The organism is Pseudomonas sp. Sample_23 (assembly GCF_004307595.1).
GTDB classification, from domain to species: Bacteria; Pseudomonadota; Gammaproteobacteria; order Pseudomonadales; family Pseudomonadaceae; genus Aquipseudomonas; species Aquipseudomonas atacamensis.
Genome location: NZ_RCNX01000029.1, coordinates 25,823 through 39,396, shown reverse-complemented (window position 1 = coordinate 39,396; position 13,574 = coordinate 25,823). Strand labels below are relative to the sequence as shown.

Here is a 13,574-nt window from a genome sequence, read left to right as displayed (position 1 = left end):
CGATGCCGACGGCGATCTGGTGGCGGTGGCCAACTGCGCGCCAAGCTTCAAGCCGATGCTGTCGCAAGGATCGGGCCGCACGCAGATTGTGCGCATGAATTTCATCGTCACCAGCACCGGCAATATTCAGCTCAAGATTGACCCGGCGATTGTGCTGGCCTCGCGTGCCTACGTCGACGCGGCCATTTTGGAAGTGCTGCCGAAGAACAAGACGCCGGGCGAATTCACCCGGGTCAAGGTCAACGATCGCGGGATTGTCGTATCGGGCGATAACCCGGAAACGCTCGCCGCCATGGGCATCAAGGACAGCTACACCAAGACCGAAATCGAGGCGATGATTGCCCAGGCCTCGGCCTTGCCTGTGGGTGCAACGGTCGCGTTTCCGCTCGACAAGGTCGCACCCGGGTTTCTGGAGCTGGACGGCAGCGTCAAAAGCATCGCCGTCTATCCCGATCTGGCGGCGTTCCTCGGTACGGCCTTCAACAAAGGCGACGAGGGTGCCGGCAATTTTCGCTTGCCGGAATCGCGCGGCGAGTTTCTGCGCGGTTGGGATCATGGGCGCGGGATCGATGCGGGCCGTACGGTTGGAAGCTGGCAGAAAGGGACGCTGACCACCTTCGACGACCCATCGACCGGCGCGTCTGTCGACTCAATCCGCATGAGTTCCATTGCCGGTGGCGCTGACACTATCTCGAACCCCGGCGACTATCCAAGTGTGGGGATGACGTTTATCTCCAGTGGCACAAACGCGGCGAATTTTCTGGCATCAGGTGGCGTTACTCGCCCGCGCAACTTGGCGGTGATGTGGTGCATCAAGGCGTGGAACGCGCCAATCAATCAGGGGAACATCGACATTGCCGCGCTTGAGGCTTTGGCCACGCAGGCAACGGAAGTCAAGCTGGGTACGGCCAAGATCGCCACGCAGGCGCTGACGGATGCCGGCACCGATGACGCCACGATTGTGACGCCGAAAAAGCTGCGGTTTGGCTTTCAGATTCAAAAGGCCGCTAACGGCTACATCGTTTTCCCGACTTGGCTGGGAGGGCTGATTATCCAGTGGGGTACTGTTAACGGCGGCACCGGCGATCTGTCGGCGCCATATCCTATCCAGTTCCCGAATGGGGTGCTTCAAGCCGTGGTAAGCATGGGGGATAAAACGGCTAGCGCACTCGGTGGCATAACCCTCTACGCGACCGCATCAGGCATGGCATCCAAAACAACACTAACAGTTAGAGCTAACGGCACTGACGGCCAAGGTGCGTCGGCTGCACGCTACATCGCCATCGGCCATTAAAGGGGTGCTTATGAAGTACGCAATATTTAACGATGACTCGACGCTGCAAACCTGCCTGATTGATGGCGTGCACCAAATTCCAGAGACGGCTGTAAGGCTGAGCGAAGCGCAGTTTTTTCAGATTACTCAAGAAACCGACGGGGTTTGGTGTCTGGTCGAGGGCAATATCGTCAAAGAGCCTTTCCCCGAGGCGGTGCCGAACTATCCGCAAGTGGTTGCGGCCGAGCGCTTCAAGCGCGAAGCGATCGGCGTCTATGTCGACGGCCTGCAAATCGAAACGACCCGAGATAGTCAGGCGCTGATTGCCAGTACCGGGTTGTCCGCCGTCCTCGATCCTGAATACCGCTGCAACTTCAAGACGGTCGGCGGGTTTGTCGAAATCGGCGCGGCGCAAATCATCACGATCGCTAAGGCGGTGCGGGCGCATGTTCAAGCCTGCTTTGACCGCGAGCTGACGCTGTTGCGCGCGATCGAGGCCGGCGAGTATCACGACGAAATGCTGTCGCAGGGCTGGCCGAACTCTACGCCGCCAGATCCGGCCGAGCTGCAATAGACGCCCCGCACTGACGGGGCGTTTTCTTTTCCGTTACGCGTAACACGAACACCCTCACAGCCTCGCTTATGCGGGGCTTTTTCGTTTCTGGAGATTGACCCATATGGCAGGTTCTTTTTTTCACGGCGTGACGACCACGCTGATTGATACGGGTGCGCGCACTATCTCGCTGCCGTCGTCCTCGATCATCGGTCTTTGCGACACCTTCACCCCTGGCGTTCTCGGCGGCGGCACAGCCAAGGCCGGCGAGCTGGTGCTGCTCACGTCCGAGCGCGAGGCGATCGCCGCTTTCGGTGCCGACTCGGCGATCACCAAGGCCGCCCAGGCGATCTATGTGCGCGCCAAGGCTGTGATCGTCGCTGTCGGTGTGCCCAAGCTCGAAGACGCCGCGCTGCAAACCTCAGCGATCATCGGCGGCGTTCTGGTCGGTGGCCAGCGTACCGGCCTGCAAGCTTTGCTTGATGGCAAGAGCAAGCACAACGCGCAACCCAAGTTGCTGATCGCCCCGAAACATTCGGCCACTCAGGCCGTGGCGACCGCCATGGACGCACTGGCCGCCAAGCTGCGCGCGATCGCGATTGTCGACGGTCCGAACACGACCGACGAGGCGGTGCTGGCCTACGCCCAGGAGTTCGGCAGCAAGCGCATCTATCTGGTTGATCCGGGCGTGCAGTATTGGGACACGGTGACCAGCGCGACAATCGATGCCCCGGGTTCTGCCTGGGTGGCGGGCCTGTTCGCGTGGACCGATGCGACTTACGGCTACTGGGCTTCGCCGTCCAACAAAGAGTTTGTCGGCATCACCGGCACCACTCGCCCGATCGAGTTCCTGGACGGCGACGAAACCTGCCGGGCCAACCTGCTCAACAACGCCAATGTCAGCACGATCATTCGTGACGGCGGCTATCGCCTGTGGGGTAACCGCACGCTGTCGAGTGATCCGAAATGGTCGTTTGTCACCCGCGTTCGTACCTGCGACATCCTGATGGATGCGATCCAGGCGGGCCACAAATGGGCGGTCGACCGCTCGATCACCAAAACCTACGTCAAGGACGTGACCGAAGGCCTGCAAGCGTTCATGCGCGACCAGAAGAACGCCGGCGCGATCATCAACTTTGAAGTCTACCCGGACACCGAAATGAACACGGCCAGCCAGCTCGAACAGGGCAAGGTTTATTGGCGCATCCGTTTCACCGACGTGCCGCCGGCTGAAAACCCGAATTTCCTGATCGAGGTCACCAACGAGTGGCTGACTGAAGTGCTTGAAGCCTAAGGGGGCTTACCGATGATTCCTCAAGTTCTTAAGAACATGAACCTGTTTGTGGACGGCGTCAGCTTTTCCGGCGACGTGCCCACCCTGACCCTGCCGAAACTGACCCTGAAGACCGAGGACTATCAGGGCGGCGGCATGTTCGCCCCGATCGAGTTTGCCGTGGGCATGGAAAAGATCGAATCGGCCTTTACCACCAACGGCGTGCGTCGCGAGGCGCTGAAGTTCTTCGGTCTGGCTGACCAGACGGCCACGAGCCTGACGTTTCGCGGCGCCTTCGCGGATCTGAAAGGCCGCATTACACCGGTGATCGTCACCATGCGCGGCGGCGTGAAAGAGGTGGACATGGGCGACTGGAAGCCGTCCACCGTGGGCGAAATCAAGCACGCCGTGAAACTCACGTATTACAAGCTCGAAATCGACGGTCGCCTCATGTACGAGATCGATCCGCTCGCAATGATCATGGTTGTCGACGGTGTCGACCAGTTGGCCGCCGAACGCTCGGCCCTCGGCCTGTAAGGAAATAGAACATGACCCAAGAAAACGCAGAACAGAAAGTCCCGTCCTGGCTGGAAATCAGTGACGACAGCGCAATCATCACCTTGAAGGGGGCCGCCGACTTCGGCGGCATCAAGGTCGACAAGCTGACCATGCGAGCGCCGACGGTGCGTGACACGCGTGCGGCAACTGCCACGGCAAAGGGTGATTACGAGCAGATCGAAATCAACATTCTGTGCAGCCTGCTCGGTGCGACCGAAAAGGAAATCGCCGCCCTGACTCAGCGGAACTACAACCGCTTGCAGGCTGGCTATTTTCGCCTGGTCGAAGAGGACGAGCTTTAACACCGAGTCCCAACGGGTAGCGGCCAAGACCTTAGCGAGAGAGACGGGTTTCTCTGCCGCCGAGATTGAGGCCATGCCCTTTGACCGGATGCTGTGGTGGCTCAGGGATTGAGCCGCTTTTAACTCGGCGAACATAGGGCACGCACATGAGCAAGAAACTAGCGCTCGGTCTGGTGATTGGCGGGGCTGTCAGTTCGACGCTGGGAGCGGCGTTCAAGGACGCCACCGGCCGTATCAAGAAGCTGGAAGAAACCGGTAAAAAGGCTCGGGTCCTCGAAAAGACCATTGGCGAAACCATGCGCCTGCAAGCCGAGTTTCGAAAGGCGCACATGGCCGGCGAGAAGGGCGCCGAGGATCTGCGCAAGAAGCTGGAAGCCAACTTGGCCGCGCTGAAAAAGCAGGGCGTTGAGGTTCGCAACCTCGGCAAGGCTTACACCCAGATGGGCAAGATTGCGCAGGGTGCCGAGCTGAAGGCCAAAGGGCACATGCAGCTCGACGAAGGCAAGCAGCAGATGCGCAGCAGTATCGGGCGGGCGACTGCCGCCACGGCGCTGATGGCTGTCCCGACGAAGATCAGCGCGGACTACGGCGCGATCATTCGTGACATTGCGATCAAGTCCAACATTGCCAACACGCCCGAAGAGGCGACACTGTCCAAGACCGTGATCGACACGTCACGCGATACCGGCATGGCGCGCAATCAGGTGGCCGAGGTGGTCAACGCCCTGGTGGGTGCCGGCATGGAGCTGGACAAGGCGCTGGCCTACGCACCGACGGCGGCCAAGTTCGCTGTGGGGCAGGGTTCGGATGGCACCGAAACCGCCCGGATGATCAATGCCCTGGGGCAAAACGCCAAGATCACCGACCCTGCAATGATGCAAAAGGCGCTTGAGGCGATCGCCTACCAAGGGCAGGCGGGCAGCTTTGAGGCGGCGGACATGGCGCGCTGGTTCCCTGAACTGCTCGCGGGTATGGGCAAGCTCGGGATCACCGGCATGGACTCGGTGACGCAACTGGGTTCGATGCTTCAGGTGCAGATGAAGACGGCCGGCGGTTCCGACGAGGCGGCGAACAACCTCAAAAACTGGATGGAGAAAATCGGTTCCGGTGACACGGTGAAGGCCTACGAAAAGGCCGGCATCGATTATCAAGGCTCGATGAATACCGGCCTTCAAAACGGCAAGTCCACCTTGGAATCCAGCTTCGCGCTGGCCCAAAAATACATTGAGGCGACCGACCCCAAGAAGGCCGCCGAAATGGCCAAGGCGACGGCCGCAATCAGCAAGGAATCCGACCCCGAGAAAGCCAAGGCCATGATCGCCTCGCTGGAATCGGCGTTGCGTACCGGCGACCTGTTCGCTGACATGCAGGTCAAGGGCGCCTTGACCGCGTACATGCAGAACAAGGACCTGTACGACAAGCTTAAAAAGGAGTCGGCCAGCGCGACCGGGATTCTGGATAAGAACCTGGAAGAGCGCCGCCAGTCGTCGGCGCAGAAACAGTCGGAAATGGTGCAGAGCCTCGACGACTCGATGCGCGCGATCGGCGACGCCATGCGCCCGGTGACGGACGCCGTGGTAGACGGGATCGGTTCTGTCGCGCGCGGGCTGGCCAAGCTGTCCGACGAGTCGCCGCGACTGGTGTCTGCGATCGGGCTGGCCACCGCTGGCATCCTCGGCCTGTCTACGGCCATGAGCGGCCTCAAGATGGCCAAGGGGCTGATGAACATCGGCCGTGGCTCGCTGATGGGTAACCCGAACATCCCGCAAAAAGTAATCGTGACCAACCTGCCGGCAGGTGGTGCGGGTGGTGGTCTGGACGGGGCCGACGTCGATGCCGGCGACGGCAAGAAGGAAAAGGGCGGAAAGGGGAAAGGCAGGGGCGGTCGCGGTTTCGGTCGTGGCATGGGCATCGGGTCAGCGGTCAAAGGCACGGCGGTTCTCGCGGTGGCTGACGCTGGTTTCAAGGCCTATGACACCTATCAGAACGCCGAGACTCAGGACGAGAAAGCCGAGGGCTACGGCTCGGCGGCTGGCGGTTTGGCGGGCACGCTCGCTGGTGCGGCGGCCGGTGCCGCGATCGGCTCGGTGGTGCCTGTGATCGGTACGGCGATCGGCGCCTTGATCGGTGGCGTGCTGGGCAACATGGGCGGCGACTCCCTGGGCGGCTTTGTCGGCAAATCGCTGTTCGGTGCCGATGATGCCGCGAAGAAAATGCCGGACGCCGGGCCGTTGATGATGGCCAACGCCGGCAAGGACATTGCGCCGGTGATGGGCGATATCGCCAAGTCTTTTGCCAAACCTGCTACGCCATTGATGATGGCCGCGCCGGGCGCGGCGCCAGTGGCCAGCGCATCGGCAAAGCCCGGCGATGTGGGCCGCTCGATGATGCTGCCCGAAGCCAGTGCAGACGCCAAGCTGGGGCCGTTGGCCAAGGCAGCGCCGGCCAGTGCGCCGGCGCCAAAGGTCGAGTCTAACGTGGCGATCAGTGCGCCGTTCTCGCTGACGGTCAACGGTGACGTCAAGGACGGCAATCAACTGTTCGCGCAGATCAAGCCGCAGCTCGATCAGTATTACCGCGACATGGCCAAGCAGCAGGAAAGCCGCAATCTGTTCGATGCGCCGCACGTGTGATCAGGGGGATTTATGGAAGCATTGGGGCAGTTGCAGTCGGGGATTAAATACTTGGCCTCGGCCGGGGAGACGGGCCGGCGCAGCCTTGACGGCATGATGGCGCCGGTTAACGGCGCGATCGGGGAAATCACCGGCGCCGCGTCCGAGCTGGAGGGCTTGCCCTTTGTCGGTCCGGCGATCGGGGCCAAGCTTCAGCGCGCCATGCGCGGGATCAATGCCGCCCAGGCGCAAGTCGGGCGGGTGGTGTCGATGTACGGCACGGCCACGCGCGCGGTGGCGCAGATCGACGAGCGGCTGGGGGTGCTGAAGGAACAGGCCGGGCGCGCCGCCACGGCCATCAACAAGATCGCCGGCAAGGCCAGCCCGGCGTTGGCCAACATCGTGCCCACCGGTGCGTTTGCCACGGATCAGACGCCGGCGCCGGAGGCGGTGAAGCCGTTCCCGCACTTGCTGATCATTCAGCCGCAGGACCCGAAGGCGCCGCAGTACACGTTCAACCTCGACACCGCTGCGTTTGACGAGCTGCGCCGTTCCACCGAATTCCGTTGGGCCTCGCAAGAGCGCTTGGGGCGGCGGCCGGCGCAGCAGGGCGTGGGCATGGGCGACGAGAAAATCACGCTCAAGGGGGTGATCTTCCCGGGCTTCAAGGGCGGCTTAAAGCAGCTCGACACGCTGCGCACGCTGGGCGCCCAGCTCCAGCCGCTGACCTTGACCACCGGCTATGGCGACGTGCTGGGAACGTGGTGCCTCAAGAGCGTCGACGAGGAACAAAGCTCGCTGATGGCCGGCGGTATTCCGCGCAAACAGGCCTTTACCTTGGAGTTTGTCCGCTATGGCGACGACATGCAGAACGTCTGACGGGGATCTGCTCGATACCATCTGTCACAACTTTTACGGGCACTTGAATGGCAGCGTCGAGGCTGTGCTGGGCGCCAATCAGGGGTTGGCCGACGAGGAGCAGCCCTACCGCGCCGGCGTGGTGATCGTGCTGCCGGATCTGCCGCACCCGGTCACCGAGGCCGTGACCTTGTGGGATTGATCCCGTCCGGACACGCCGCCGGCGTCCTCTCGCGTTACGCGTAACGCTTCGATCCTTGGCCCGCCCTGTGCGGGCTTTCTTTTGGAAACAATCCATGACCCCCCGATTCCGCATTGTTGCCGATGGCAACGACATCACGGCGCTGCTGAACGATCGCCTGATTCAGTTGAGTGTCACCGACAAAGTCGGGATGGAGTCCGACGAGTTCGAACTACGCATTGATGACCGTGACGGGCTGGTGGTGCTGCCGTCCCGGGGCGCGGGGATCGAGGTCTACCTGGGCTATCTGGAGACGTCGCTGGCTCGGCTCGGCCGCTATGTGGTCGATGAAATTACGGTGTCCGGTCCGCCGGATACGATCGTGATCACGGGCAAGGCCAGCGACATGCGCGGCAGCGGCAAAACCATTCGCAGCGGTAGCTGGGAAAACGTGCCGTTGTCCAAGATCGTCGCCGACGTCGCGGCCCGCAACGGCTGGTCGCCGGTGTGTCCGGTCAACACGAAAGTAGTGCGCGCCGATCAGCTCAGCGAGTCCGATTTTAATTTCATCACGCGGCTGGCCAAGCAGTACGACTGCACGGCCAAGGTCGCCGACGGCAAGCTGTTGGTGATGCCGCGTCAGGGCGGGCAGAGTGCGAGCGGCAAGGCCTTTGCGCCGATCGTGATCACGCGCGAAGACGTCAGCCGCTGGCAGTTCCACCTTGGCGATCGCAGCAGCCACAAGGCGGTCGGGGCTAAACATCAAGACAAGAAGACCGGCAAGCTTTCCGTGGTGTCGCTGGAGAACGACGACGCCCCGGCCGGCCTGCCGGCGGTGCATACCGATCGCCATATTCACCCGAACAAGACGGCGGCCGAGGCGGCGGCGAAGGCCCGTCTTGCGGCGTTCAACCGGTCCACGGCCGGCGTGCGGCTGGAAATGGCCGGGCGTACCGATCTGTTTGCCGAACGATCAATCATCGCCCAGGGCTTCAAGGTTGGACTCGATGGCGAGTATCTGGCCGAGTCGGTGCAGCAGACGTACACCCAAGCCGGCTGGACCACCGTTGTCGAGTGCAACGGCGGCAAGAATGGCAAGGCCAAAGCCAAAGGCAAGAAGGGCAAAAAGCCCGCCAAGCCGGTCAAGGTCGTGAGCCTCAAATAGCGCGAGAGCGCACCCCATCCCGCCGCCTTGAGCGGCTTTTTTGTGCCTGGAGTTTGTATGCCGATCACTCAGCAGCAATTGCTGCAGATCCTCCCCAACGCCCGCCCAGTCGCGGGCGTTTTTGTGTCTGCACTGGTCACGGCCATGGCGCGGTTTCGCATTACCTCGCCGGTGCGCGAGGCGGCGTTTATCGCCCAGTGCGGGCACGAGTCGCAGCACCTGACCAAGTTGTCGGAAAGCCTCTACTACCGGGACGCCGAGCGCGTCGCGCGTTTGTTCAAGTCGGGTTTCGATGACAACCGTAACGGCCGAGCAGATCCGGCCGAGATCGAGGCCGCAAAGGCTTATCTGTGCAACTCGGAAAAGCTGGCCAACCGCGTCTATGCAAGTCGCATGGGCAATGGTCCCGAGGCGTCGGGCGATGGCTACCGTTATCGAGGGCGCGGCCTGATCCAGATCACCGGGCGCGACAACTACCGCCTGTGCGGTCAGGCGCTCGGCCTGCCGCTGCTCGATCGGCCGGAGCTGCTGGAGCAGCCGGAATATGCCGCGCTATCGGCGGCCTGGTACTGGTGGGATCGAGGCCTTAACGATCTGGCCGACGCCGGCCTGTTCGACGGCATCAGCCGGAAAATCAACGGGGGCGACGTCGGTCTGGCCGATCGCCGCGAGCTGTGGGCCAAGGCCAAGGCGGTGCTATGTCAATCCTCAATCTGATCCCGGCACCGGTGCGACCCTGGGCGATCGCCCTGGTACTGCTGTCGATCGCCGGCGCCGGTGCTGCCGGCAGTTGGGCGATACAGGACTGGCGTTACGGTAACGCGCTGGCCGAGCAGGCCCGCCAGTCCGCCGACGAGGCCCGGGCGGCCGCCGAGGCGACGGTGGGCGCGTTGGTGATCGAGCAGGACAAGCGCCTGGCGCTGGAGCAGCGCCTGAAAGACAACGACCAAACCCATTACAAGGATCTATCCGATGCGCAAACAGCTCAGCAACGCCTGTCTGATCGCCTTGCCACTGCTGATGTCCGGCTGTCAGTCCTACTCAACGCCGGCAGCGCTGCCGGCCGTTGTGACGGGGTGTCAGCCCCTGCCAGCGCCGGCGGCGTGGTTCATGGCCCCGCAAGAGCCGAACTTGACCCAGCGCATGCTCGGCGAATTATCGGCATCACCGACGTCGGCGATCGCGGATTGATCGCCTTGCAGGCGTGCCAGGGGTACGTCAGGGCGTTGTCCGTCGGGCGCAATTAACTGGATAGGTATATCCGACAGAGGGATAGCTGCCCTTTGTCGCATGTCCGGTAGCATGCGCCCGATCGATAATCAAAACGCCACTACTGTTTATATATCCAGTATTAGGCGATTCTAGATAGAATCGCCGCACTCGAACGACTGTTGTAGGAAGGAACCCCCCTATGTCGGATACACCCTCTGTAAATCCTTTGATCAAAAGTGACCAAGCGTCTACTATCGACGCGATATATCAGTACCTTGCGTGGATGTGTCTTCAGAAAGGCAATGACCCGGAAGCGCATCCGGGCGAGTGGCTGCACTTGGAAACGGTGCGGTTGGCCGTTGCTTCGCTCAAGAATGTGTAAATTTACACAAAATGTGGACGAGCAAAGGCGGGCGCGTTATTCTGAGCGCCGTCAGCCCCTTGGGGGCTAAGCAGTTAGAAGAATTAGAGAATTTCGGCAGGCTTAAAAAAGAAAACCCCCGACCTTGGCGGGACGGGGGTTTCTGGTAATCAGCACAAATTGGCTTCAAACCGGGCAGGTAGAAGTCTATTAGCTGATCACCGCATAAGCAAGCCCTAGCCATTAGGGATGTTTGGATGATCGGCGAAGCCTCAGCAGAAGGCCGCCCCGGCATTATGCGGGGGCGTATAGATTTGCAGCCCCCGGCTCGCGTCCAGCGGCTGGCCTTGGCTGTTGGTGGCGCGCTATGAAGCGGGTCAACCAATTTTTGCCCGGCTCTGTTGAGGCTGCCGCATACGCCGGCCTTGATGCCATCCCGGATATCCTGACCAAACGCCCAAAACTTCCACCGCGTGACCGCACCGGTCAAAAGCGGCGCCTTACCGGCGTCACTGAAGATCAAGGCCGGATGTTCGGTGGTCTGTTCAAGAAGGCGATCGCCCGAGTTCACGAAGAAGCCGACAAGCGCGAGGGTAAATTCCTGCGCCGCTTCGACGATATTAACGACTCGCGCACGTATCAGCAGCGCTGGGACGCGCTCGCCGAGCTGATTGGCCCGCTGTGCGCGCGCCTCGATCTGGCTCAGATGGTGGTTGGCTGGATGGACAAGCATGGAAAAATGCACGTCAACCGTCAGCGCAAGTTGTGCGAGGACTCGGGCGTTCGCGAGTGGACGCTGTCGCGGCTGCTCAGCGATCTTGAGCGCGCCGGTTATGTGCGCCGCAAGTTCCGCCGGATTTTCTACAAGGGTAAAAAGTGGATCACCCGTGTCACGATTCACGTTCGCCGGCGTTTCTTTATCGATTTGGGGCTGGGCCATGAGCTGGCCGAGGCTCAAACCCGCAAGCGCGTAGAGCGTCGCACCGTCCTGGGTGTGGCGCAGACGCGCACTCGGCAATCCTTGGAAAAGGAAGCGGCCGAGGCCAAGGTGCGCAAAGACTCGCACGACGCCGCCCAGCGCGCCGTCCGGCAAAAGCAACACCAGCAGAAGCAGCTCGACAAGGTCGAGTATAAAAGAGCCTGGACGGCGGCCTGGGTGGCATTTGCCCAAGCTAATGCAGACCTTGGCCGGCTCCAGCTCTCCCAGGCATTCGCCCGGGCGCACCCTCACTTCGCTATACACCCCGACTCGCTGCCCTAGCGCACCTCTCCCCAGCACCGCCACCGGCGGTGCCTTCGCTCGCCTGCGTCCTGCCAGCGCCCTCTCGGGTGCCTTCGGCGACCTCATTCCCCTCGATTTGTCCTCTTTGGCACCCACATTTCCGACGAAATCGCCCCTGAAAAAGTCGGCGCGCCGATCGAGCAGTTAGGTGCTTTTGAATATCTGCAAGATTAGTCGCTCACTGGTACCGAAGGGCTTTAAAAGATCCGCTTTAAAGCTCAATAACCGTGCCATTTGTGCATGACGAGCTGACGAAATAGATATGCCTGCCCACTTCGCGCCTGGAGGCGCGGGGCAAGGAAACAGCTCTGCGGTCACACCGTCGCCGTTCCTTCAGTGAGGCGCCTTCCAGTCGCTGTGGGACGTTCCAAGCTCGCGCTCGACTCAAGCCCTGGACGACGTCCCTTCGCTCCTTCACGCGCCGCCTGCGGCCAGTCGGTCGCGCAAGCGCTCCAGTGATCAGGTCGGGGGCTGCCCTGCGTTCGGTGTTCTGCCTGTTGCCTCCGCGTTGCCTGTATCAGCGATTACAGGCGACAGCGAAGGCCGTGGCCGCGCTCGGCGTGTGTCGTGGCTCTGGCGGCCTTGTGGTGCGTTTGGCGACTGGGCGCATCATGAGCCTATTAACGAAATAACGAATTGACGAATTAACGAAACGCGAATAAGGTTCATCCCAAGGCCGGGCATTACGTCAAGGCCGCACTCCGGGATAAAACCGATGACTAAACAAGCACCGCATGTGGTCGCTTTGAAAAAAGCGTTCTTCGATCGTTACGCAATTCAACTCAATGTTCGTATGGCTGGGGGATCGCAGCGCGATTGCCTAGTGCTGGCGGTACCGGAATTTCGCAAGCTGCCCGAGGTCGACCGTGTGCAGTTGGTGGATATCGGTATCTGGCTAGAGGCTCAAGGCTACTATTCGTGCGAGGATTACGGCCGCGTTGGGTTGCTGGCGTCCCCGTCTGGCTGGACGTGCTGGCATGGCGGGGCCTCGGTCAAGGTCAGGTACTGCCCTGATCGATTAACGAAATAACGATTTAACGAAATAACGACAACCGCCGGCACTGCCGGCGGTTTAGCATTGGAGGCTGATGGATGTTTGCTTTGTTGCGGCGTGACGGGTCACGCGAGGAATTCGACGCGCCGGATATGTGGGAGGCGATGCGCACAGCGCTGCGTCTGGACGCCGCTCAACTGGAAGTGCCGGGTGATCCCCCGCGTTCGATGACTGCTGATCAAGTGCGCCAGGAACTGGCTCTGAATCGCCCTGGCTTGTTCGATGCTTATGCGCCTGGGTGGATGCCTCCTACGGTTGAGGAATTCCGCGAGCTGTTGCGGGTGACCGGGTTGCCGGGAAGTGCGGCCGGGCTGCTGGTCGGTGTTTCACAGGATAAGATCCGCAAGTGGGCCGGTGGCAAGGGGGATGTGCCTTACGCAGTCTGGCGCCTGCTGAGCATTTATGCCGGGTTGGCCAAGCCTTCAGTCCGAAATGACGAATTAACGAAATAACGAATTGACGAATTAACGAAACAAATTTAAAGTCTGCTCCAAGGCCGGGCAATTCCCCGCCAAGGCCGCCCACCGGAGCAGACCCCGATGACCCAAGCAAAACCCCTGACCAATGCCCAGCAAGTCGCCGCGACCATTCTTGATCAGCTCGGCGCTCGCCGTTTCATGGTGATGACCGGCGCCCGCGAGCTGGTGGCCACCTCTCAAGGTCTGCAATTCAAACTGCCGGCGAACTTCGCCCGGGGCGGCGTGAACATGATTCGCGTTGAGCTGAATGCGATGGACACCTACGACGTGATCGCCGGCCGCTGGGCGCGCCTCGACTTCAAGGAAAAGACCCGCGAGAACGGGGTATATGGCGAGGATCTGCAACGCGCTTTCACCCGCCTGACCGGTCTGGATACCCACCTATAAGGAAGCCTGCCCCGGCACGCGCCG

The 13,574-nt window shown here is 61.4% G+C and carries 15 protein-coding genes; all 15 read left to right on the top strand.

The window, feature by feature from the left end:
• A partial coding sequence (locus D8U82_RS06145; RefSeq protein WP_130901877.1) for a phage tail protein occupies positions 1 to 1,294 on the top strand: 1,294 nt, incomplete at its 5' end.
• Entirely contained in the window at positions 1,257 to 1,847 is a 591-nt protein-coding gene (locus D8U82_RS06140) for a DUF4376 domain-containing protein (protein ID WP_241668045.1), read from the top strand. The genes D8U82_RS06145 and D8U82_RS06140, both read left to right, overlap by 38 nt.
• 103 nt (positions 1,848 to 1,950) lie before the next feature.
• Positions 1,951 to 3,120: a phage tail sheath family protein gene (locus tag D8U82_RS06135; protein WP_130901876.1), complete on the top strand. Its 1,170-nt coding sequence runs from the start codon at positions 1,951 to 1,953 to the stop codon at positions 3,118 to 3,120.
• A gap of 12 nt (positions 3,121 to 3,132) precedes the next feature.
• On the top strand, positions 3,133 to 3,636 hold the full coding sequence (locus tag D8U82_RS06130) for a phage major tail tube protein (protein ID WP_122612001.1): 504 nt from the start codon (positions 3,133 to 3,135) through the stop codon (positions 3,634 to 3,636).
• Positions 3,637 to 3,647: 11 nt separating this feature from the next.
• Positions 3,648 to 3,959, top strand: a complete 312-nt coding sequence (locus tag D8U82_RS06125) for a phage tail assembly protein (RefSeq protein WP_122612002.1) — start codon at positions 3,648 to 3,650, stop codon at positions 3,957 to 3,959.
• Positions 3,960 to 4,105: 146 nt separating this feature from the next.
• Positions 4,106 to 6,592 (top strand): phage tail tape measure protein, encoded by a 2,487-nt coding sequence (locus tag D8U82_RS06120; RefSeq protein ID WP_130901875.1) that lies wholly within the window; start codon positions 4,106 to 4,108, stop codon positions 6,590 to 6,592.
• 12 nt (positions 6,593 to 6,604) lie between these two features.
• A complete protein-coding gene (locus tag D8U82_RS06115) occupies positions 6,605 to 7,450 on the top strand; it encodes a phage tail protein (protein WP_130901874.1) in 846 nt (281 codons plus the stop codon).
• Positions 7,425 to 7,631: a tail protein X gene (locus D8U82_RS06110; RefSeq protein ID WP_095180626.1), complete on the top strand. Its 207-nt coding sequence runs from the start codon at positions 7,425 to 7,427 to the stop codon at positions 7,629 to 7,631. Before D8U82_RS06115 ends, D8U82_RS06110 begins: the two co-directional genes overlap by 26 nt.
• A gap of 94 nt (positions 7,632 to 7,725) precedes the next feature.
• Positions 7,726 to 8,775 (top strand): contractile injection system protein, VgrG/Pvc8 family, encoded by a 1,050-nt coding sequence (locus D8U82_RS06105; protein WP_130901873.1) that lies wholly within the window; start codon positions 7,726 to 7,728, stop codon positions 8,773 to 8,775.
• 57 nt (positions 8,776 to 8,832) lie between these two features.
• Positions 8,833 to 9,492: a glycoside hydrolase family 19 protein gene (locus D8U82_RS06100; RefSeq protein WP_130901872.1), complete on the top strand. Its 660-nt coding sequence runs from the start codon at positions 8,833 to 8,835 to the stop codon at positions 9,490 to 9,492.
• The gene (locus tag D8U82_RS06095) at positions 9,474 to 10,022 is read left to right on the top strand and encodes a lysis system i-spanin subunit Rz (RefSeq protein ID WP_130901871.1); all 549 of its coding nucleotides are present in this window, start codon (positions 9,474 to 9,476) and stop codon (positions 10,020 to 10,022) included. The genes D8U82_RS06100 and D8U82_RS06095 overlap by 19 nt, the downstream gene beginning before the upstream one ends.
• A gap of 693 nt (positions 10,023 to 10,715) precedes the next feature.
• Entirely contained in the window at positions 10,716 to 11,609 is an 894-nt protein-coding gene (locus D8U82_RS06090) for a hypothetical protein (RefSeq protein WP_130901870.1), read from the top strand.
• A 736-nt stretch (positions 11,610 to 12,345) separates the two neighbouring features.
• The gene (locus D8U82_RS06085) at positions 12,346 to 12,660 is read left to right on the top strand and encodes a hypothetical protein (protein ID WP_130901869.1); all 315 of its coding nucleotides are present in this window, start codon (positions 12,346 to 12,348) and stop codon (positions 12,658 to 12,660) included.
• Positions 12,661 to 12,722: 62 nt separating this feature from the next.
• On the top strand, positions 12,723 to 13,136 hold the full coding sequence (locus D8U82_RS06080) for a hypothetical protein (RefSeq protein WP_206663324.1): 414 nt from the start codon (positions 12,723 to 12,725) through the stop codon (positions 13,134 to 13,136).
• 87 nt (positions 13,137 to 13,223) lie between these two features.
• Positions 13,224 to 13,550 (top strand): hypothetical protein, encoded by a 327-nt coding sequence (locus tag D8U82_RS06075; RefSeq protein ID WP_241668044.1) that lies wholly within the window; start codon positions 13,224 to 13,226, stop codon positions 13,548 to 13,550.
• Positions 13,551 to 13,574: the final 24 nt, after the last annotated feature.

Excerpts from the sequence above, each read along its gene's own strand:
- D8U82_RS06135 (WP_130901876.1), top strand. The coding sequence starts at position 1,951 with ATGGCAGGTTCTTTTTTTCACGGCGTGACGACCACGCTGATTGATACG.
- D8U82_RS06100 (WP_130901872.1), top strand. The coding sequence starts at position 8,833 with ATGCCGATCACTCAGCAGCAATTGCTGCAGATCCTCCCCAACGCCCGC.
- D8U82_RS06125 (WP_122612002.1), top strand. The coding sequence starts at position 3,648 with ATGACCCAAGAAAACGCAGAACAGAAAGTCCCGTCCTGGCTGGAAATC.
- D8U82_RS06120 (WP_130901875.1), top strand. The coding sequence starts at position 4,106 with ATGAGCAAGAAACTAGCGCTCGGTCTGGTGATTGGCGGGGCTGTCAGT.
- D8U82_RS06095 (WP_130901871.1), top strand. The coding sequence starts at position 9,474 with ATGTCAATCCTCAATCTGATCCCGGCACCGGTGCGACCCTGGGCGATC.
- D8U82_RS06090 (WP_130901870.1), top strand. The coding sequence starts at position 10,716 with ATGAAGCGGGTCAACCAATTTTTGCCCGGCTCTGTTGAGGCTGCCGCA.
- D8U82_RS06110 (WP_095180626.1), top strand. The coding sequence starts at position 7,425 with ATGGCGACGACATGCAGAACGTCTGACGGGGATCTGCTCGATACCATC.
- D8U82_RS06105 (WP_130901873.1), top strand. The coding sequence starts at position 7,726 with ATGACCCCCCGATTCCGCATTGTTGCCGATGGCAACGACATCACGGCG.
- D8U82_RS06085 (WP_130901869.1), top strand. The coding sequence starts at position 12,346 with ATGACTAAACAAGCACCGCATGTGGTCGCTTTGAAAAAAGCGTTCTTC.
- D8U82_RS06080 (WP_206663324.1), top strand. The coding sequence starts at position 12,723 with ATGTTTGCTTTGTTGCGGCGTGACGGGTCACGCGAGGAATTCGACGCG.
- D8U82_RS06130 (WP_122612001.1), top strand. The coding sequence starts at position 3,133 with ATGATTCCTCAAGTTCTTAAGAACATGAACCTGTTTGTGGACGGCGTC.
- D8U82_RS06075 (WP_241668044.1), top strand. The coding sequence starts at position 13,224 with ATGACCCAAGCAAAACCCCTGACCAATGCCCAGCAAGTCGCCGCGACC.
- D8U82_RS06115 (WP_130901874.1), top strand. The coding sequence starts at position 6,605 with ATGGAAGCATTGGGGCAGTTGCAGTCGGGGATTAAATACTTGGCCTCG.